The following is a 19,870-nucleotide window of genomic DNA, read 5'->3' as shown; positions in this document are numbered from 1 at the left end:
CTAAATGGAACTGTTTTCCGAATTAAATCCCGCGCTGCTCAGTGCGGGCATTTTGGTTGTGGCATTGCTGGCGGAAGCCAATATTCGCTGGAGCGACAAAAGTCACCCACTGACTTTCCTGAAAATTTTCGCTCGCGCTTTAGGTAAAAAAGCCGCCAACAATCAACGGGCCGCAGGACAACAACGGATCGCCGGACTTATGGCTATCTTTGTGTTGTTAACGCCGCTGGCAATTCTTATTTTTGCTATTCAATGGTTTGCCGAATACGACTGGTTCTTTGAGGCTTTCTACCTGTTTCTCGCGCTTCGATTTAGCGCCAGTAACTTAAAAACCCGACAAATCATTCAGCAATTGCGTCAGGACAAAAGAGCACTGGCCAGAAACACCTTATCCGGCATAGTGTTAAGAGAAACCAGTAACCTGTCTAAAGTTGGCATTATAAAAGCCAGCATGGAAACCCGCATTCTGCGATTCCATTACCAATATTTAACGGTTATTTTCTGGTATCTGATTGGTGGCGGCATAACCGCCCTGCTCTATCGCTGTTTGTATGAAATGAGTCAGGAGTGGAATCTCAAGCTCAAAGTCTACACACACTTTGGAAAACCAGCGGCCTGGTCAATGTTTATCATGCAGTGGCTTCCAGTGCGGATTTCCACGCTGTTTTTCAGTATTACCCTAGGCTTGTCCGGCTCTTTCGCCGCAGTAAAACGTCTGGGTTCGCAGGTATCCAGCCACAGTTTGATTCTGGCTGTATTTGCTGGTGCATTAAAGTGTGAATTAGGTGGACCAGCTTATTATGGTATTAAAAAGATTAGACTACCTAAATGTGGCACAGATACCTTACCTGGGTTGGAAGATGCCAGAAAACTGGGTATACTTCTGGCGCAATATTTGTTGCTGTTAATCATGTTAATCGCGCTGATTTACGTTGCCCTTATACTCAGATATCCTTCCACCTCTTGAACTGGAGGTAATGGTGTCTGGAAAAATTACTTTCTGGAACTAACAAACCCCAAATGAACAATAAAAAATACCACATTACCGCTTTAGGTAACGCTTTAGTTGACTTGGAATTTCGAGTTGACGAAGAAATTTTCGATTCCCAAGATATCGAAAAAGGTGTGATGACACTTATCGACAAAGAACGCCACTTAGAATTATATACTCAGCTCGAAAGCAATTATCAATTGGAAAAGAAAGCGTGTGGTGGCTCAGCAGCAAATACCGTAGTGACAGCCTCACAATTCGGAGCTAAAACATTTTATTGCTGCAAAGTAGGTACAGATAACTTTGGTCACTTTTACAAAAAAGACCTGACCGATGTCGGTGTAGATCACCTTCTAAATGAAGTTCATCATGACGGTGAAACTGGCAAATGCATAGTTATGTTGACTGACGATGCAGACCGAACCATGAATACTTATTTGGGTATAACGTCGTCATTAGATAAAAAGCAAGTAATAGATAGTGCGATTATAAACTCTGAATATTTCTATATAGAAGGTCATTTGATGTACTCGGACGAGGCTGTAGAAGCTATCTTGTACGCAAAAAATCTGGCCAGAGAGAATGATGTCAAAGTTGCTTTAACCGTTTCTGATCCTGCGGTGGTCAAATATGCAAGAGAAAACCTTGAGCGGGTTATCGGTAATGATGGTGTAGATATACTCTTTTGCAACTTTGATGAGATAACAGATTATGGTCAAGGCTGTCCGGACAAGGGAATACAGGATTTAAAAAAGAAAAGTGAAATTTTAGTTGTGACAAAAGGAAAGGACGGTGCAACTGTCTATCCCTACGATCTCAAGGAAGTTTCTGCGTCTGCCTATGCCGTTGAAGCAATAGACACTACCGGCGCAGGGGATACATTTGCTGGTGCATTTTTATATGCCCTGAGCGAAAATTTAGACATATCTACAGCGGTAAGATTAGCTAACAGAACCGCAGCTGAATGTGTTGCTAAATATGGCCCCCGCCTCAATAAAGAAACGCAACAGAACATATTAAAATTATTTATTCAATAACTAAAAGTGAAACAATCTATTATGACTGAAACTAACCTAACAATAGAATCAGGCGACTTTAAAGTTGCCGACATGTCACAGGCTGAGTGGGGCCGCAAAGAACTTACCATCGCTGAGAGCGAAATGCCGGCGCTGATGCGTATTCGTGAAAAATACCGCGCCGAGCAACCATTGGCGGGTGCTAAAATTCTGGGCTGTATTCACATGACTATCCAGACTGGTGTTTTAATCGAAACACTAGTAGCGCTGGGTGCGGAAGTACGTTGGTCATCTTGTAACATTTTTTCCACCCAAGACCATGCTGCTGCCGCAATTGTTGCTGCAGGGGTACCAGTTTACGCCTGGAAAGGGGAAACTGAAGAAGAATACGACTGGTGTCTTGAACAAACCATTTTGAAAGATGGCACCCCATGGGATGCTAATATGGTACTGGACGATGGCGGTGATTTGACGGCCATGTTACACCAGAAGTATCCGGAAATACTGGAAAATGTTCACGGGATTACCGAGGAAACAACTACTGGTGTTCACCGCTTATTAGAGATGTTAGAAGCAGGCACTCTGAAAGTACCCGCCATTAATGTAAATGATTCTGTAACTAAATCTAAGAATGACAACAAATACGGTTGTCGTCACAGTCTGAATGATGCGATTAAACGTGCGACTGACCACTTGCTATCCGGTAAAAAAGCGTTGGTTATTGGATACGGCGATGTTGGTAAGGGTTCTGCGCTGTCTTTACGTCAGGAAGGCATGATTGTAAAAGTTACTGAAATTGATCCTATCTGTGCAATGCAGGCTTGCATGGATGGCTTTGAAGTAGTTTCTGTCTACAACGATGGTAAAAATACCGGAAAAGCTGAAGACATCAATACTCAATTGCTACAAAACACTGATTTGTTAGTTACCACCACCGGTAATTTCAATGTTTGTGATGCTAATACCCTGAGCGCCATTAAGCCCGGTGCAGTAGTGTGTAATATCGGTCACTTTGATAATGAAATTGACACCGCCTATATGCGCGATCACTGGCGCTGGGAAGAAATTAAACCTCAGGTACACAAAGTCTATCGCAGTGACGATGATAGCGATCACCTGTTGTTACTATCAGAAGGTCGTCTGGTTAACCTGGGTAATGCTACAGGTCACCCGTCACGTATCATGGATGGCTCTTTTGCCAATCAGGTTCTGGCACAAATTCACCTGTTCAAGCAGGGCTTCGCCAACATGGACGCCGAAGGCAAAAAAGCCGCGATGTCAGTAGAAGTACTGCCCAAGCAACTGGATGAAGAAGTGGCCCGCTACATGGTTGAAGGTTTTGGCGGCGTAATCACGCAGCTTACCGAAACCCAGGCCAAATACATCGGCGTCACCGTGGAAGGCCCCTTCAAGCCCGAAACCTACCGCTATTAATTTTCAAGGGGTCAGAGTTCTTGAAACTGATTTCAACGACTCTGACCCCTTGTTCTGCTTTACAGTTTCCCGGTTGCTACGTAGACTTCGTGGTTTAACATCTCAACACTGAAATTGCTTTGGAAATTACCCTTACAACACCAGCTATGCTGTTTCCGGCCATATCTTTACTTCTGTTGGCGTACACTAACAGATTCGTAACGCTTGCCGGATTGATTCGGAATTTCGATGAAAACAGTGATGATGAAAGTACCTTTCAACAAATAGACAATCTACGTAAACGCATCCAATATATAAAAAAAATGCAGGAAGCCGGGGTCTTTAGTTTTTTCCTGTGCGTGTTATCCATGCTGGCCATTTATTTGCGATACAACACCGCCGGGGGCTGGATTTTTGCCCTGAGTCTGGTGTTTTTGTTGTATTCACTGTGGATGTCCGTCAAAGAAATTCGCATCTCGGTGGAAGCGTTAGATGTCTTCTTAAAGAACTTTAAAAGCAGATGAATAGCCAAATACTCTACAAACAATATGAGCCAGAAGATTTTGCTGGCGTCATCAAACTGGGCAACATCGTACACGGTGATAATTACCTGGACGATGAAAAGTGCCAAAAGTATTACAACACCAGCTTTAAGGACGGTATTAACGCCTCCTTTGTTGCCTATGATGGCGACGAACTGGTGGGTTTTCGTTTAACTCAGGCGGCGACCAACTGGGACATCAATGAATGGTGTTCTCCGCAGTTGTGGCAGCTGGCTGAAGATCAGGTTTGCTATTTTAAAAGCAACACGGTGAACGCTAACTATCGCGGTCACGGCATTGGCTCCTCATTGCTTATGCTGTCTATTGAACAGGCTAAACTGCAAGGTGCGAAAGCAGGCCTGGCCCATATCTGGTTAGCCAGTCCAGGCAACAGTGCCTTTAAGTATTTTAAAAAATGCGGCGGCGAGCTAATCAAAGAGCATCCAAACCGCTGGGCAGGATGGTATGAAAGCCACGGCTATATTTGTCCGGTTTGCGGTGCTGACTGTGACTGTACAGCTGCTGAAATGATGATCCGCTTTTAAGATACGGGCTGATATGTACGATCCTCTTATCGATGATGCTACGGCATCATCACAGCCTTTGCCCGGCTCTTATTGGGCTTCCTCTGTCTCTGACGTTCAACAATATGCCCCTCTGACAGAACAACGTCATTGCGATGTTGCCATAATCGGCTCTGGATTTACTGGCATGGCCTGTGCCCGCCATTTACAACAATCAGGGCTAAACTCAATCATTTTAGAGGCCAATCAGCCTGGTTGGGGATGCAGCGGTCGCAATGCCGGGTTCGTTTTACCTGGAAGCGGACGATTAGACTACGGCAGTTTAAGTAAGCAATATGGTGAGCAACAGGCACGAACCACCATCAACGAGTATTACCAGGCGCTGGAAACTCTGGATGAGCTGGTGCAATACACTGATGCCAAATGCGACATCAGTACCGGTGGTTATTTAAAGATAGGGCATTCGCAACAGGCCTTCGAAAATCTGTGCCGTGGCACTGAACGTTTACCTGAAGAGTTTGCCGCACAATATGAGATTATCAGCGCCGAACAGGTAAAAACCGATTATATTCCTGACTACCCCAGCTTTGGCGGTGTCTATCGCAAAGCAGGCCAGTCTCTTAATCCATTAAAATTGTCACTGGCCCTCGCTGATAAACTGTCTGCGGACTCGCAACCAATCTATGGCAACTCGCCAGTATTGAATATTGAGAAATTAGGTAAGGGGTATCAGTTAGCAACGCCTGAAGGCACAGTTAATTGCGACAAGGTGGTGTTGGCCAGCAATGCCTATAGTCTCAAGAATCTTTTACCTGGCCTGTCGGAGAAACAGTTTCCGGTGCTATCCAGTGTGCTGGTGACTTCTGTGCTGCCACAATCTGTGGCAGACAAGTGGCAAGCCAATTTAATGGCCATGGATACCCGTTCCCTGAAGTACTATTTCCGGCTGCTTCCTGATAACCGGCTGTTGTTTGGCGGACGAGGCGCCATCACTGGGGCAGAAGCCAACACCAAACAAAGTCAGCAGAAGCTAAAAGCGGCATTCGACCGTTATTTCCCGGCCCTGAAGCAATTGTCTACCGACTGGTTCTGGAGTGGCTGGGTCAGTGTCTCGGCAGATGATATTCCGCATGTATTACAGAGCGAGCAATATCCAGGAATTTATTATGCAACCGGCTATTGTGGTTCAGGTCTGGCATATTCCTGTCAGGCGGGTAAACGGCTGGCAGACTGGCTTAGCAATCCAGCGCAGCTCCCACAAAGCCCGGTCTATCAAAAGCCACTACCGGCATTCCCTTTCAGTCCCTTTCGACGAACTGGTCTGAAAATGTTTTATGCCTGGCATCGCCTGGTCGAACAAATCACCATGAAATAAAAAAGGCGCTATTTACAGCGCCTTGTTAATTTTTTTACTTACTAAAATCTTAAGCTATTGTAACTCGTGCAAATTTGCGTTTACCCACCTGGTAAACCGCACTGCCCGCTTCGCTGATAGTCAGCTTGTTATCCTCAACTTTATCGCCATCGATTTTAACCGCGCCTTGCTTGATCATGCGCATCGCTTCAGAGGTTGAAGCCACTAAACCGGCATCTTTTAGCAAGTTGGCTATCGCGTAACCCTCGCCTGGCAGTGCCAGTTCCAGCTCAGCTATGTCATCCGGGATAGCATTTTTCTGGAATCGGGTAATAAAATCCTGGTGAGCCGCTTCAGCCGCCGCTTCATCATGGAAACGGGTAATCAGCTCTTTGGCTAACAGGATTTTTAAATCACGTGGGTTTTTGCCGGTTTCAACACTGGCTTTAAGTTCGGCAATTTCTTCCAACGGACGGAAGCTCAGTAAATCGTAATAGCGCCACATCAAATCATCAGAAATCGACATGACTTTGCCGAACATCTCATTAGGCGTATCTGTAATACCAATATAGTTATTCAAAGATTTGGACATCTTCTGCACACCGTCCAGACCTTCCAGTAGCGGCATCATCAGAACACATTGTGGCGACTGCCCTTCTTCTTTTTGTAACTCGCGGCCCATCAACAGATTAAAACGCTGATCAGTACCGCCCAGCTCCACGTCAGATTCCAGGGCTACTGAATCCCAACCTTGCGCTAGTGGATACAAAAACTCATGAATAGCAATCGACTGGTTATTGGCGAAACGCTTTTTAAAGTCATCGCGCTCCAGCATTCTGGCAACCGTTTGACGAGCCGCCAGTTTAATCATACCCGCAGCGCCTAATTTATCCATCCACTCGGAATTAAAGCGAATCGTGGTTTTTTCTGGATCCAGGATTTTAAACACCTGTGCTTTATAAGTTTCAGCATTGGCCAGCACATCTTCTTGGGTCAATGGCTTACGGGTTGCGTTTTTACCGGTGGGGTCCCCTATCATGCCAGTAAAATCACCAATCAGGAAAATAACCTCATGGCCCAATTGCTGGAAAGCCCGTAGCTTATTTATCAGTACCGTGTGACCCAGATGCAAATCAGGTGCAGTTGGATCGAAACCCGCCTTAATTTTTAACGGTTTTCCGGTTTTTAGTTTCTCAATAAGTTCATCTTCAACGAGGATTTCTTCTGAACCGCGTTTTATTTCAGCAAAAGCGCTTTGCCAGTCCGACATCTACAGACTCCAATTCGAATAGATTATTTACAAATTTGCCGGATTTTAGCTGGCGTACAGCAGGATTAAAAGGGCAATACCGCTAGAAAAACAGGCACAATCGGGGTATTCTGCGGATATTAATGTTTTTGGCAAGCATAAACCGCTGAATTAGCGGAACTAAATTGTTGAAAACAGCTCATAATAACAATAAAAAACAAAACAGGTCCGTCACGACTAAAAGTCGTGAAATTTGTGCGCAAAACCCGATAAGGGTCAAAACAATAAGAATGATGAAACAAATCCATGTTGCCCGGCAGCATTTCGACAGGCTGCCTAAAAAACACAAACTGTTGCTGTCTGCACTTGTGCTATTCACCTTGTGTATGATGCTGATCCCAGGCGAAGCCGATAGTAAAAACGCCTCCCCTGAATCCACTTTTTCACCCGGTGAACGAGTCAGTGTCGCTTTACCTGTAACACTGGAAAGCAGTGACGATGCCCCTTCTTTAATTGTCACCAAAGACATGCTGAAAAAACCCTCCGAAGCCAAATCTGAAATCACTGTTCCGGCGAATGAAGATATTTCAGTGGCAGAGCCTGTTTCTCAGCCAGTCAATGAAGTTGCCGAAGCCATAACAGAAACCACGCTCACAGAAGCGGAAACTGAGTTAACTCAATTAGAAAGCGAATTAGCGGCAGGTTTTTCTGACTTTCCAATGGATGAAGCCACAGAGTTAATGCCAGGTATGAGATATGCCCTGCCCATTGATGAGTCATTTTTGGCCATCAACTCACAATTACTGGAAGAAGAGCAGGAATGGCAGACCTTTACAGTACGAAGTGGTGACAACCTGGCAAAAATCTTTTCGCGCGCCGGTTTGAGTGCCAAAGAGGTTCATCATGTTAGTCGTGCTGGAAGTGCTGCAAAACGCCTGTTAAAAATCATGCCTGGTGAAAACCTGGAGATCCTCAAAAACGAGCAGGGCCGTTTTAAAGAATTACAATACAGTTACTCCCCCACTGAAGCAGTTCGGGTCTACAAGGAACAAGATAAATATGCTTCTGAAATACAGCAAAAAGAGCTCTATACCCGCCTGAATTACGCCAGCGGGGAGATTAGCTCTAATTTCTGGAATGCCGGAGTTGAAGCGGGATTATCCGACAATCTGATCATGAGCCTGGCTACAGTCTTTGGCTGGGATATCGACTTCGCTTTGGACATCCGCGAAGGCGACAGCTTCAATGTGATTTTTGAAGAAAATTATATCGAAGGTGAATTTGTTGGTTATGGTGATATCGTCGCCGCCGAATTTTCTAATCAGGGCGAAGAATTTGCCGCAATTCGCTACAAAGATGGCAATTACTACACTCCCGAAGGTCGCAGTATGCGCAAGAGCTTTCTACGCGCACCGGTTAACTTCAAATATATCAGCTCTAACTTTAATCCGCGTCGCTTTCACCCGGTGCAAAAACGTTATAAAGCACATAACGGCATCGATTACGCAGCGAAAACCGGCACTCCGGTCGTAGCGGCAGGCGATGGAAAAGTAATCGAGTCCTCCTATAACCGCTTTAACGGTCACTATGTATTTATTCAGCACGGCGATACCTACACCACCAAATACATTCACTTCAGCAAACGCGCCGTGAAGAAAGGTCAGTGGGTGAAACAAGGCCAGGTCATAGGCTATGTTGGTGCCACAGGGTTAGCTGCCGGACCACATTTGCATTATGAATTCCTGGTAAACGGGGTGCACAAAAATCCCCGCACCGTGAAGCTACCCAAAGCCTTGCCAATCAAAAAGAGCGAACAGGCGGCATTTCTGGAACTAGCCAAAGACTACAAAGCGAAACTGGATAACAACCGCCGCATCATGCTTGCCATGAATTATACCAATCAGCGTTAATCTTTTCGCGGCTTCATTTTTTTCAGATTGTGATACGCTTTTAAGAGCGTATCCCTTTTCCTTTTGGAGAATCTCATGACTGATAAATATATTGGGCTGATTTCTGGCACCAGTATGGATGGTATTGATGCCGTCATCGTGGACTACGCCAATGACCAGTGTAAAACGCTGGACTTTGCCACCTATCCCTACCCAGAAGATTTATTAGAAGAACTAAAGGAACTTTGTCAGCCCGGTGACAACGAAGTAAATCGCATGGCAATAGCAGACAGACAGGTAGCCACCTGTTTTGCCAATGCCTGCCAGGATTTACTAGCGCGTAACAACCTCTCCGCCAGTGATATCAAACTGATTGGCAGTCATGGTCAGACAATACGACATCACCCCGATGGCGAATTTGGTTACAGTGTGCAAATTGGTGATGGCAACTCCATTGCGGTGAAAGCCGGAATCGACGTGGTGGCTGATTTCAGACGCAAAGATATTGCATTGGGTGGTCAGGGAGCGCCTTTGGTACCGGCTTTTCACGAGGCGGCATTTAGCAGCCCGGAGGAACATCGCGTGGTACTCAATATCGGTGGCATTGCTAACATCAGTTATCTGCCCAAAGGTTGTGACCCGGAACAGGTGCTGGGCTTTGACACCGGTCCGGGCAATCGATTGATGGATGCCTGGTGTCATGAGCACACCGGCAAGGAATATGATGAAAATGGCGCCTGGGCGGCTTCAGGTCAGTGCCATTTGCCACTATTACATGCGCTGAAAAATCAGGATTACTTCAAGCAACCGGCCCCTAAAAGTACCGGACGCGAATTATTTAATCTGGAATGGTTGGAGCAAAGTCTGACAGTTCAGCCAGAGGAAATTCCAGCCGAAGATGTTCAAGCCACTTTATTGGAGTTAACCGCACTCAGTATCGCCAATGACATCAAAGCCCTGCAAGCGGTTGATAGTGTCTATGTCTGTGGCGGCGGTGCCCAGAATGCTCATCTGATGGCACGTATAGCGGCACAATTGGATGGTATCAAGGTGACCACCACCCATGAATTAGGGATTCATCCGGACGCAGTGGAAGCACTGGCTTTTGCCTGGCTGGCCTGGGCATTTGAAAACAATGTACAAGGCAATGTCCCCAAAGTCACCGGAGCGAGCCGTGGTGCAGTGTTAGGCACATTGTTTAAGCACCATTAATGGCCCGACTAAATACAGGGAAAGCAATCAGCTTCCCTGTTAATCTATTTTTATCTACAACGATTTAACGCAATAGAAAACGCCTAAGGTCTTGTTCCTGCCGCATTACATGAAGGATGAAAACTTTGTCTGTATCGATTTTGTAGAAAATTCGACAGGGCGTTACAACTAATTCCCTGTAATTAAGTGTCGATATTTCTGGTGGTACTTTTCCTGATTCAGGGTGCGCCTCTAATCTATCAACTTTGCTGAATATAGTTTCTACCAACAATTTCGCAGCTTGCAGGTTCGCAACAGCTATATACTCAGCAATTTCATTAAGGTCATTGAGCGCAGGTTCAGTCCAAATTATCTCAGCCATTTATTCATTTTTTCTTTAGCTTGAGAATTAGATAATACTTGCTGGTGTTTAATCGCGTGCTCTCCACGAGCAATTCCCTCAAGAATAGACATGCGTTTTTGCATCATTTCATAATCTTCAACATCAACTAGATAGGCGGAAGGTTGGCCATGCTCAGTAATCAAAACTGGCTCTTTCGAGGCATGGAGATCAGCCAAGATCTTGGTTGCTTGTCTTTTTAGCGAGGTTACCAGTTCGACCTTCATAGTCAGATTCCCAAATCAGCAAAGTATCACTATAGTATCACTTTGCTTTGTGGTTTCAACTAGTACCAGCCATGAACATGTCACCGATAAACAACAAAAAAGCCGCAATTGCGGCTTTTTTATAAAATGAAGTCCATTTCAATTAGGATACGATTAAGTATCCTTTGGGATTATGCTACTACGCTGTTCGCAGCGTCTTCAAAGCGTCCGCTCAGCAGTTGTGTCAGTGGTGCAGTGCTTGAATAGTGCTGCTGACAGAACTTGCTGGCTACCTGCATATATAACTCATCTACCGCTTCCGGAGTCATAAACTTATCACTGAATCCTGGCGATACCGGGTCGATGTGCAGGCGTACCACGTTGATGAAGTGGGCAATCAGTTCCTTGATGTTCTCGGTTCCTGTAGCAATACGCATAGTCGTCAGGTAGATACCCGCGTCTTTTTGTTCTGCTTCGCCCATTTCCGAGTGAGACGTTAAAGCTGGGCACAAAATGATGGTATTGTTCTGGCCGATGCTGACCTGGTGACTGAACGCAGGCTCCAATGCATCAAAGAAACGCACGAAGGTATCACGCTCAAGACCGGATTTTTCCATGTCCAGAGTGAACAAAGCACAAGGCCAGCCATGACGCATTTGCTTGTTCTTAATGGCGGCATTGTGGTTGCCTTCAATACTGTGGCAATGCACTCTGATTTCCGGATGAGAATGGAAGAACTGGCTCAACACCTGCGCATTTATGCTCTTCGCCAGAATTCGCTGCTCCAGAGTTTTCATACCAGTTAAGACATCAAAAGCTTTCTCAGAATCCAGGAAGGCACCTTTTATGTAGTACACGTCCCAGAACATAGTACGCGACCAGTCGTAGTCATTAACACACTGCCCTTTGGCCTGGAACATGCGCCATGTTTCGGCAATCACCACACCCGCTGTTGTAGCACCACTACCGCAGATATCTTTGGTGTAACTGTGCACCACATAATCCGGACGCTCGCGTTTGTCGGAACGTTGCAGAGGCTGATGTAAAACCGGCGTTGCCAGGGTGGAATCCAGCATTACCACATGGTTGTCCTGATGAGCAATTTTACAGATACCGGCAACATCTAATACATAACCATGGGGGTTACAGGGAGATTCAATATAAACGTGCAGATCGTGAGTTTCCAAACGCGCCTGATGCTTGGCTTTCACGTCCTTCATAAAGCTTTCAAAAGTATCTGCGTCATAGCCATCAAACCATTCAATCTGGATGTCCATGCGGTTCTTTCTGGCAAAATAGTCGTGCAGCAACTGGTAAACACCGCCGTACACATTGCGCGATACAATTAGCACATCTCCGTGGCCCAGCACGTTAGACAACATGGCATCAATCGCCGCCATACCGGAGTTGAAGTTCCACGCCAGATAATCACCTGCATAGGGGCCAGCTTCCATTTCTACGATGGCGTTCGCCAGAGAAATATTAGTGGGGTTTAACAAGCGCGAATAAATCTGGTGAGTGGCCTCTTTGCCCTGGAAAGCGTCGTCAACCCATTCGGTACAGGCGTATACATAAGTGGCCGTACGCACCACTACCGGTGTCGCAGAAAACAAGGCGGTAGTGTTATCAAATAAGGGATAGTGAGTTTTTGCCACTTGCGAGCCGGTTTGTTGCTGCAAACTCTGGAAGGTAGCCCGGAATGGGTTTTGTAAGGTATCCAGAACCTTGGCAATTTGGAAACTCAAAAACTTCTTAGCATTGAAGTAAGCAATTTTGTCTTTGCGATCTAAAGTGGCCAATGTTTTAGAAGTAACCTGCCACAGATTGGAAATATCAATCTGCGCCTGATACAAGTGCGCGGCCGCTTCAAACAGACACTTGCCATATTCAGTTTTAGGGTCGATACCAAAGTGCGCTAACTGCTCTTCAGCTAACTGGTTGACAGTTGTAGCGACGCTGGTATTTCGTTTAGGGGAGAGGATCTTTGCTGTTTCGACCTGTTCGGACATATTCATACTTCTCAGATTCTTTGTGATTGTTATTTTGGACGACGTTTTAACGCCCGCGCTCACTTTTTTCCAGAAAAGCACCACAAATAAATCCGGCCGAACAGGCAAGATATGTTTACTTTTTATTAACAGCTATAAGTTAATCCCTTGATTTAATTGATATATGTTATATCTATCTGTAATAATATTTACTTTCCCAGTAAAAACAACAAAGGAATGTGTAAACGCGCTTTCCAAAATCGCTCTTCGTGACCATCACCTACAAAGGTATTAGTGATCCAACTCTGGTAATCGTAGCCCTTTTCCCGCATCACTTTATCCGCCAGAGCCTGATATGGGGGGTAGTATTGATCCAGTGTTTCCGTGCCCAAATCAAAATAGATTTTATGGCTGTCGGGAGCTGGCAGATTTTCCCGCATGTAAGCTGCAAACGCAGCTGGAATGGGGCTTTCAGCCTCTGGGTTACCACCTGGCCAATGTGTCGAAAGGCAAGCGGCACCACCAAAAATATCGGGGTATTCACTGATGGCATACAGGGAAATAAGGCCTCCCATACTGGATCCCATGACAAAGGTATTATCTTTGTCGGTGTATACCGAAAAGTGCTTATCAACATATGGCTTTAATTCCTGAGTCAGGAATTTGAGATAATCATCAGAGCGAATTTCACCCTGAAACAATGGCTGGTTGTAGCTTTTGGCGCTAACAAGGCGCTGCTGCCATTGTGGTGTCAGGCTCTCGAAGACCTTTTGCGGAAAATACTCGTTGCGACGAGCAAACTTACCATTGTGGTTGCCATTAAAGGCCGCCACCACAATAAAGTCTTTCACCCGCCCTTGTGCCATCAGTTCACTACCAACATCGTCAATGTCCCAGGCCTGCTTATTCCAGGTGCTATCAGCATCAAACAGGTTTTGTGCATCGTGCATGTACAACACCGCGTATTTTTTGGCAGCGCTGTAGCCTTCGGGCAGCCAGATAAAGACATTTTTTTGCGGAAATAATACAGAGCCAAACGGCTCCAGTTTTTTTAAGGTTCCGCTACTTACCTCAACGGCCTGACACACTGCGCCCATCATCAAAAACCAAAGTGTAAAAATAATTCTAACCTTCATCGCTGTGCTCCGCTGTTAAATGTAATTTTACCGAGTCCATGATTTTTGCGTCATGGTGCTCGCCACCGCCAAATTGCCACTCGCCGCCCTCAGGCGTAAGCTCCCTGTAGGCGCCTTCACCTGAGATATCCCAGGTGGTCAGGTAGATGAACACATCTTGCCAATCGTTAACCCCAAACTGTTCACCGCGATAGAAAAAGCTGATCTCACCTTTATCTTTATCCACACTAACCTGAGGTGCAATACCCACCTTCTGACCCATTTCATTAGCCGATGCATGGGCTGAACGATACATGTAGTTACCCCACCCATAGGCCACATGCGCCAAATCCCAGTTGCGATTTTCCGGCATACTGGCATTCAGCAGCGGCAGAGCGTGGGCCCCTTCTTGCTCAGGAAAATCAAAGAACAGGGTAAAACTGGTATTATCAAAGCCATTGGACGGGAGCCAGTAATCACTTATCTGGCTCATTGTCAGGGTGAGTTTTAAATTAGCGCCAGCCGTTTGCGCATCCACCTGCAAAATGTCCATCTGCTGCTCACTGGCCTTTTGTTGTGGTCGCAAATAGTGCCCGGATTCACCCCGATCATCGCCTTTTGCATCAGCCACAATGACCTGAACTTGCGGTTCAGCCACGCTTGCTGTAAAGCGCTGGGTGTCCGACACAAAGTCGTGGTCAGGAGCATACAGCTGCAATTCGTATTGCGTTTCACCCAGATTTCGCACCGGGAGCACCGACTGCCACCGCCCCTGGCGATCCGTTTTAATCTGCTGCGCTGTATCGAGGTTGCCGTTTAATATCAGTTTAAGTGTCGCGTCAGCCTCGCTAAAAGTGCCTGACACCAGGATATCCTGTTCAAACACTTTGCCATCAATCGGGCTATCTAATTGTATAGAAACCTGAGCCGCCTTGTTTTCCGTAGCTTGTGGCGGTTTGTCAGAGGACAAATACACAGCCACCGCCCTGGCGGGCAACTCCATCGACAGGTTCCCATCTGCCGCAACTTCAGGCGTTGTCAGCGCAAAGTTTTGGTACAAGCTATGCAATTGCGTACCGGCTTGCAGCCCGGTTTCTGCGCCGTGTAACAACACAGCATGGTCGGCGCTGTTAAGTACAATGATGGCCGTCTGCCCCTGATATTGACGCTTGTATACCAGTACGCCTGGGCCGGATCGATTAGACGCCAATAAGGTTAAGTCACCACGACTGAATATTGGATGGGCCTTGCGTATTGCCGCTAACGCTTTGATATATTGAAATAACTCAGAGTCGCGATTGAACTGGTCTTGCTCGCTGAGGAAGCCTCCGGCAAACATGGCTTGCCTCGATTCCTGGTGGCCTTGCTCTGTGCCCTGATAAATCACAGGTATACCGGGAATAGTTAACAACAACGCCAGTGCTTGTTTTAATGCTGCTTCACTGGCTCCCGCTAAAAAGCGTTTGGTATCGTGATTATCAATAAAGTTCGGGATTACATGGGGATCTGGATACATCTCCATAAATGCCTGCAACCGAAAAGCCAGTTGTGCTGTTGGCTTGCCTTCCCCTAAAACACTGCCAATTTCAAAGTACAAAGGAAAACCAATCACTGAGTTGAGTTCAGGTTTATCCTCACTACCTAAAAAACTAACAACCTTACTCTCGCCTTCCGTGTCGAAAGGTTTTGATGCTTCGAACACTTCCCCAAAGGTTAAAAAATGATTTTTACCCAGAGCCTCTGCCTGGGCATATATGCCATCCTGATCGTGCAAAAATTGCTGCCAGAAACTGTGCTCCACATATTTAACGGTATCGATGCGAAAGGCATCTACGCCCACTTCAGTCATCCACCAGCGATAAGCATCTTTAAATGCCGCAATCACTGCCGGATTTTTGGTATTGATATCTGACAGATTGCCCAATTGATAGGTAAATTGCTGCTCCAGGCTCTGATAATTAGAGGTTCCGGGGGTCCAGTTGTAAATAGCCGCTTCGGCATGTTCCGGATTTAAACGATTCACTCTATGAAAGGGTGGCATCTCTGGTGCGGCCTGAAAGCCCTGTTCAAACAGCACAAAGTTTTTTGCGGTATCTTCAGGGTCGTATTCCCCCTGATAACCAAAAAAGATGCCGGTGTGATTGACCACAGTATCCTGAATCAGATACATGCCCTTTTGATGCAGCGCTGCTGAAAGCGCCTTGTAATCCTCAAGGGTGCCATAATGCTCATCTACTTTTTTGAAATCCCGGGCCCAGTAACCATGGTACCCGGAATATTCAGAGTCACTACTCCACCACTGATTAGCTACCGGCGGTGTTAACCACACGGCCGTAGCGCCTAAATCCTGAATGTAATCCAGCTTTTGCGTGATACCTGGGATATCACCCCCGTTATAATGGCTTTCCTTGCTCGGATCGTACTCACCTCGTCCCATGTCGTTATTGCTGGGGTCACCATCATTAAAACGGTCAGTCATCAAAAAATAAATGATCTGATCCTGCCACTGCGGAGACGGTACATGCAGGAGTTCTCTATTGAGTGTCTGATTTTCTGATATCGCCTTATTTTGCATGTCATCACTGGCCTGCTGCGGCTTTTGAGCCGAACAGGCAGTAACGCCATTTATCAGAAAGGGAGAAAACAGGAGAGCAACAAGGTATTTATGATTCACAAAGAAACGCACTATATTCAGTCAGGCTTAGCCTAATACTAGCGCCTTCTGTTGCATTTACCCTATGAATACGTTTGCAGTTGCTCAGAGGGTGACTGGCATCCAGATGCGGGACCAGCGTTTCACTTTTTCTTGTGCAGCCAATTTTTGAGGAGAAACCACCTGCGCAGCTTTACAGGAAGTACTTTCATCCAGCGCCTGACTGTTAACTGCTCCCACATATCCTCCGTCTATCGCTAAACATACTGCCACCACGTCATGGCAGTGGTGACAGGCGATAAACTCAGCTTGCTCAGAGCCTTGCTTTAATCTGTCTATATGGGAATCAGCGCGAATCGCCAGTTGCCCCTTAGGATCCGACAACCAACTAATATTTCTGCAGGTGCAAAAATCGCAATCACAGGCCCTTGGGGCATAGCACTTAAGCGGATGCGGCAAATCGAGTTCAAGCTTTACACTACCGCACTGACAACGACCTGACTGAGTGTGGCTCATAGAGTTCTCCTTAAAGCGTGGCTGGCGTTAACAGTGTAGCCCCTTATTTTGTTCTGTCGCCAGTAAATATTTTCCCATTTCACTCTGTTCAGGCGTAGAATCAATAACAGGAAAGCGTTATGAGTTAAACAAAATGGACGTCATGGTATTATTATTAGGAATATTTGTTTTTGTGGCGGCGATCATATCGTTCCAAAACAAAACTCAAATCAAGCGATTGTTGCAGGTCAACAAAACACTCACCAGTCGACTAGAGTTGCTTAATATCCAGCTCAACAAACTGCAGTCCCGGCTGGCTAAGCTGGAAAATCCCCCCGATGATATCAGCGCTATGGCTGTTAAAAATGACACCAGCGAAATCAGCGCCAGTGCAACCACAGATTCAACTTCCTCAAACAAAGTAACTTCACCTGTTGATACTGACCATGCTGCAACAAAGATAAACCCAGCACCTGCATCTGTCACTGAGTCCTCCGATGTAGCTAAGACCAAGGTGCCCCCTTCCACCAACAAGCAAGGTTTCGACCTGGAAATCTGGTTGAGAAAAAATCTATTTCTCTGGTTGGGCGGTCTGGTACTGGCAATGGGTGGACTATTTCTGGCCCGCTATGCGATAGAGGCTAATTTAATTTCACCCGCCCTGAGGGTCACTGGCGGTGCCCTGTTTGGTATTGCACTGGTAGCGCTGGCAGAATATCTGAATCGCAACGCCGAACGTTTTGCTATTCACTCTGGTCATGTGGTGGCGGCTATTGCCAGTGGCGGCAGTATTACCTGCTTTGCCATGACCATGGTGGCCTGGGATGTTTATCAGTTTATTGCTAATCCGGTGGCGTTCGGCTTACTGGCCATCATATCGTTATCAGCTATCTCTTTGGCGTTGCGCTACGGGCCAATCATGGCGGTGGTGGGTATTATTGGCGCTTATCTGGTGCCAGTGTTGGTCTCATCTGATTCAGCCAATATTACCTTGTTGTTGCTGTATGTTTGTTTTATCTCTGCAGCTGCCATTTGGGTGAGTCAGCGGGTATCACAATCCTGGCTTTGGTGGCAGGCCCTGATTGGCCATTTTGTGTGGTTTGCAGCGGCCACTGCCTTCGCAAAAGAAACCGATATTCTGATCGTTTTAATCACCGCACTGTTGTCGATTTACCTGTTTATTTTGTCGGATTTAATGGGTTGGCGATTACAAAAAACACTGACTCAGGCACTTCCGGTACATACCTTGTTAATGCCCCGCAAAGAGCACCTTCCGATATTATTTTGCGTGATACTGCTGAGCTTTATGCTTTGGCAATTCAGCAGCGAAATTAATCTGACACTGGTTAATCTGGTGTTGGGCTCGGTGTTATTAGTCAGTGCTGTTCGATACAGTGCACTTGATAGCTGGCCATTTTTAGCGCTGATATTTGCGCTGTTCTCATTATATTTATTCGCTGTCCCTGTCGACTTAAATGACAACCTGTTCCCCTTCCGCAGTGGCTATTTGTTCGCTCAAATACTGGCGCTTGTGTTTGTCATCTACGCAGCGCTAATGAGCAAAGTTTATCCCGACAGAATCGCCTATCTGTTGCTGCTGGTTTTAGCCCCGATTAGCAGCTACAGTCTGAGTTATCTTTGGTCTCCGGTTGCGGCCAACAGCATACTCAACCCGGTTTGGATCACAGAATTACTGCTCCTGGCAGCTATCAGTTGCTATGTGGCTACCAGAGTAGCCAATCATTTGCATAAAGTGAGCTGGCTAATTCTGTGTAATGCCTGTATCACCTTGTGCCTGACCCTTGTTCTGAGTAAGAGCCTGTTGACATTGGCCTTGTTGGTACAGGTCACCAGCATGTGCTACCTGACCCGAAAATACCTGGTAGCTCTGCCTGACTGGCTATTTAAAGTGGCTATTGGTATCGCCACTCTGCGGCTAACTTTAAGCCCCTGGCTGGATAACTATGCCGACGAAACCTTGTTTACTCTGCATTGGACACTCATTGTTTACCCACTTTCAGTCTGTGCTCTTGCACTGGCCTATCGCTACAGCGACTCTGCAACACTGCGCAGTTGGATAACCGGTGCCATCTTGCATCTGATCGCGTTATTCGTCACCACCGAAACCTCCTGGTTGCTAGTGGGCCATTACCCGGTCCTCGGTGACCTGAGCTTTAATGAAAGTGTGTTATTGGCGTTCAACTGGATGCTATTGGGTTGCGTTTATCTATGGCGAATGCAGACCTCCAACACAGGAAAATCCCTCTACCAGTTAGCCGGACTTGGACTGCTGACCTTAAGCTTAGTACTGCAGTTAGGCATTACAGTGTTAGACTCCCCGTATTTTTCCGATATTGCTGTTGGCACAGGCATCATTAACTGGTTGCTCCCCTTGTGGGCTTTACCGGCCTTACTACTCATCGGATTAAATCGCATTCGTCTGTTGCCAAACTCGCTACAACAACCGGCGCAGACCATAGCCGGTGTGTATCTGTTCTTATTTATCAATGGCATGATCCGCAACCAGTTTCAGGGCGGTACCATAAACCTGCTGGCTGAAACTTCTGACTCAGAGCTGTATACTTACTCGTTCGTCTGGTTGTTACTGGCAACCACAAGTATTTTTATGGCACACCTGAAAGGCAATAACACAGTTAAAAAGGTCGGTTTTGGACTGCTGGCAATGGTGGTTCTGAAAGCCTTTTTGGTGGATATGGCTAACCTCGAAGGCTTGTACAGAGCCTTGTCATTTATAGGCTTAGGTTTGTCTCTGGTGGGAATTGGCTGGCTGTTTCAAAAGATTCAAAAATCGCCATTGCCTCCCACTGCCCCGGTTAATTAAAG

The 19,870-nt window shown here is 46.3% G+C and carries 16 protein-coding genes; 9 read left to right on the top strand and 7 right to left on the bottom strand.

The annotated features are described in order from the left end of the window. Positions 1-4 precede the first annotated feature (4 nt). The 6 genes from ACXAD8_RS20370 to ACXAD8_RS20345 all read left to right on the top strand — a co-directional run bounded on the left by ACXAD8_RS20370 (position 5) and on the right by ACXAD8_RS20345 (position 5,861). Positions 5-967, top strand: coding sequence for a cobalamin biosynthesis protein CobD/CbiB (locus ACXAD8_RS20370; RefSeq protein WP_475231922.1), 963 nt, complete (start codon positions 5-7; stop codon positions 965-967). A 53-nt stretch (positions 968-1,020) separates the two neighbouring features. Next, entirely contained in the window at positions 1,021-2,028 is a 1,008-nt protein-coding gene (locus ACXAD8_RS20365; protein WP_475231920.1) for an adenosine kinase, read from the top strand. Between the two features lie 21 nt (positions 2,029-2,049). Continuing rightward, positions 2,050-3,441, top strand: coding sequence for an adenosylhomocysteinase (gene ahcY, locus ACXAD8_RS20360; RefSeq protein ID WP_475231918.1), 1,392 nt, complete (start codon positions 2,050-2,052; stop codon positions 3,439-3,441). A gap of 119 nt (positions 3,442-3,560) precedes the next feature. Further along, the gene (locus ACXAD8_RS20355; RefSeq protein ID WP_475231916.1) at positions 3,561-3,944 is read left to right on the top strand and encodes a DUF2721 domain-containing protein; all 384 of its coding nucleotides are present in this window, start codon (positions 3,561-3,563) and stop codon (positions 3,942-3,944) included. Beyond that, positions 3,941-4,507, top strand: coding sequence for a GNAT family N-acetyltransferase (locus ACXAD8_RS20350; RefSeq protein WP_475231914.1), 567 nt, complete (start codon positions 3,941-3,943; stop codon positions 4,505-4,507). The genes ACXAD8_RS20355 and ACXAD8_RS20350 overlap by 4 nt, the downstream gene beginning before the upstream one ends. A gap of 13 nt (positions 4,508-4,520) precedes the next feature. After that, complete coding sequence (locus ACXAD8_RS20345; protein WP_475231912.1) at positions 4,521-5,861, top strand: NAD(P)/FAD-dependent oxidoreductase; 1,341 nt, start codon at positions 4,521-4,523, stop codon at positions 5,859-5,861. A gap of 49 nt (positions 5,862-5,910) precedes the next feature. Here ACXAD8_RS20345 and tyrS read toward each other — a convergent pair whose 3' ends face one another. Beyond that, positions 5,911-7,110, bottom strand: coding sequence for a tyrosine--tRNA ligase (tyrS, locus tag ACXAD8_RS20340; RefSeq protein WP_475231910.1), 1,200 nt, complete (start codon positions 7,108-7,110; stop codon positions 5,911-5,913). A gap of 269 nt (positions 7,111-7,379) precedes the next feature. On the opposite strand from tyrS, the gene ACXAD8_RS20335 reads away from it, so the two are divergent. Together ACXAD8_RS20335 and ACXAD8_RS20330 are read left to right on the top strand one after the other, a co-directional pair. Continuing rightward, entirely contained in the window at positions 7,380-8,999 is a 1,620-nt protein-coding gene (locus ACXAD8_RS20335) for a peptidoglycan DD-metalloendopeptidase family protein (RefSeq protein WP_475231908.1), read from the top strand. Between the two features lie 75 nt (positions 9,000-9,074). Beyond that, positions 9,075-10,190: an anhydro-N-acetylmuramic acid kinase gene (locus tag ACXAD8_RS20330; protein WP_475231906.1), complete on the top strand. Its 1,116-nt coding sequence runs from the start codon at positions 9,075-9,077 to the stop codon at positions 10,188-10,190. Positions 10,191-10,254: 64 nt separating this feature from the next. Here ACXAD8_RS20330 and ACXAD8_RS20325 read toward each other — a convergent pair whose 3' ends face one another. The 6 genes from ACXAD8_RS20325 to ACXAD8_RS20300 form a co-directional block, all read right to left on the bottom strand. After that, positions 10,255-10,551 (bottom strand): type II toxin-antitoxin system RelE/ParE family toxin, encoded by a 297-nt coding sequence (locus ACXAD8_RS20325; RefSeq protein ID WP_475231904.1) that lies wholly within the window; start codon positions 10,549-10,551, stop codon positions 10,255-10,257. After that, positions 10,539-10,796 (bottom strand): type II toxin-antitoxin system Phd/YefM family antitoxin, encoded by a 258-nt coding sequence (locus ACXAD8_RS20320; RefSeq protein WP_475231902.1) that lies wholly within the window; start codon positions 10,794-10,796, stop codon positions 10,539-10,541. The genes ACXAD8_RS20325 and ACXAD8_RS20320 overlap by 13 nt, the downstream gene beginning before the upstream one ends. A gap of 170 nt (positions 10,797-10,966) precedes the next feature. Next, positions 10,967-12,790: a trans-sulfuration enzyme family protein gene (locus ACXAD8_RS20315; protein ID WP_229528285.1), complete on the bottom strand. Its 1,824-nt coding sequence runs from the start codon at positions 12,788-12,790 to the stop codon at positions 10,967-10,969. Positions 12,791-12,972: 182 nt separating this feature from the next. Continuing rightward, positions 12,973-13,899, bottom strand: a complete 927-nt coding sequence (locus ACXAD8_RS20310; RefSeq protein WP_475231900.1) for an alpha/beta hydrolase — start codon at positions 13,897-13,899, stop codon at positions 12,973-12,975. Then, on the bottom strand, positions 13,889-16,552 hold the full coding sequence (locus ACXAD8_RS20305) for an alpha-amylase family glycosyl hydrolase (protein WP_475231898.1): 2,664 nt from the start codon (positions 16,550-16,552) through the stop codon (positions 13,889-13,891). Before ACXAD8_RS20305 ends, ACXAD8_RS20310 begins: the two co-directional genes overlap by 11 nt. Before the next feature lie 84 nt (positions 16,553-16,636). Then, the gene (locus ACXAD8_RS20300; protein ID WP_475231896.1) at positions 16,637-17,047 is read right to left on the bottom strand and encodes a GFA family protein; all 411 of its coding nucleotides are present in this window, start codon (positions 17,045-17,047) and stop codon (positions 16,637-16,639) included. A 172-nt stretch (positions 17,048-17,219) separates the two neighbouring features. On the opposite strand from ACXAD8_RS20300, the gene ACXAD8_RS20295 reads away from it, so the two are divergent. After that, positions 17,220-19,868, top strand: a complete 2,649-nt coding sequence (locus ACXAD8_RS20295) for a DUF2339 domain-containing protein (RefSeq protein ID WP_475231894.1) — start codon at positions 17,220-17,222, stop codon at positions 19,866-19,868. The last annotated feature ends 2 nt before the right edge of the window (positions 19,869-19,870 follow it).

The sequence above is a fragment of the Planctobacterium sp. AWH2_060 genome, from assembly GCF_056158425.1.
Note: the sequence above shows the minus strand (reverse complement) of the source record. Positions and strands in the feature narration are given on the sequence as shown.

Coding starts and splice junctions, on each gene's coding strand:
- ACXAD8_RS20335 (WP_475231908.1), top strand. CDS start 7,380: ATGATGAAACAAATCCATGTTGCCCGGCAGCATTTCGACAGGCTGCCT.
- ACXAD8_RS20345 (WP_475231912.1), top strand. CDS start 4,521: ATGTACGATCCTCTTATCGATGATGCTACGGCATCATCACAGCCTTTG.
- ACXAD8_RS20365 (WP_475231920.1), top strand. CDS start 1,021: ATGAACAATAAAAAATACCACATTACCGCTTTAGGTAACGCTTTAGTT.
- tyrS (WP_475231910.1), bottom strand. CDS start 7,110: ATGTCGGACTGGCAAAGCGCTTTTGCTGAAATAAAACGCGGTTCAGAA.
- ACXAD8_RS20320 (WP_475231902.1), bottom strand. CDS start 10,796: ATGAAGGTCGAACTGGTAACCTCGCTAAAAAGACAAGCAACCAAGATC.
- ACXAD8_RS20315 (WP_229528285.1), bottom strand. CDS start 12,790: ATGAATATGTCCGAACAGGTCGAAACAGCAAAGATCCTCTCCCCTAAA.
- ACXAD8_RS20310 (WP_475231900.1), bottom strand. CDS start 13,899: ATGAAGGTTAGAATTATTTTTACACTTTGGTTTTTGATGATGGGCGCA.
- ahcY (WP_475231918.1), top strand. CDS start 2,050: ATGACTGAAACTAACCTAACAATAGAATCAGGCGACTTTAAAGTTGCC.
- ACXAD8_RS20370 (WP_475231922.1), top strand. CDS start 5: ATGGAACTGTTTTCCGAATTAAATCCCGCGCTGCTCAGTGCGGGCATT.
- ACXAD8_RS20350 (WP_475231914.1), top strand. CDS start 3,941: ATGAATAGCCAAATACTCTACAAACAATATGAGCCAGAAGATTTTGCT.
- ACXAD8_RS20330 (WP_475231906.1), top strand. CDS start 9,075: ATGACTGATAAATATATTGGGCTGATTTCTGGCACCAGTATGGATGGT.
- ACXAD8_RS20300 (WP_475231896.1), bottom strand. CDS start 17,047: ATGAGCCACACTCAGTCAGGTCGTTGTCAGTGCGGTAGTGTAAAGCTT.
- ACXAD8_RS20325 (WP_475231904.1), bottom strand. CDS start 10,551: ATGGCTGAGATAATTTGGACTGAACCTGCGCTCAATGACCTTAATGAA.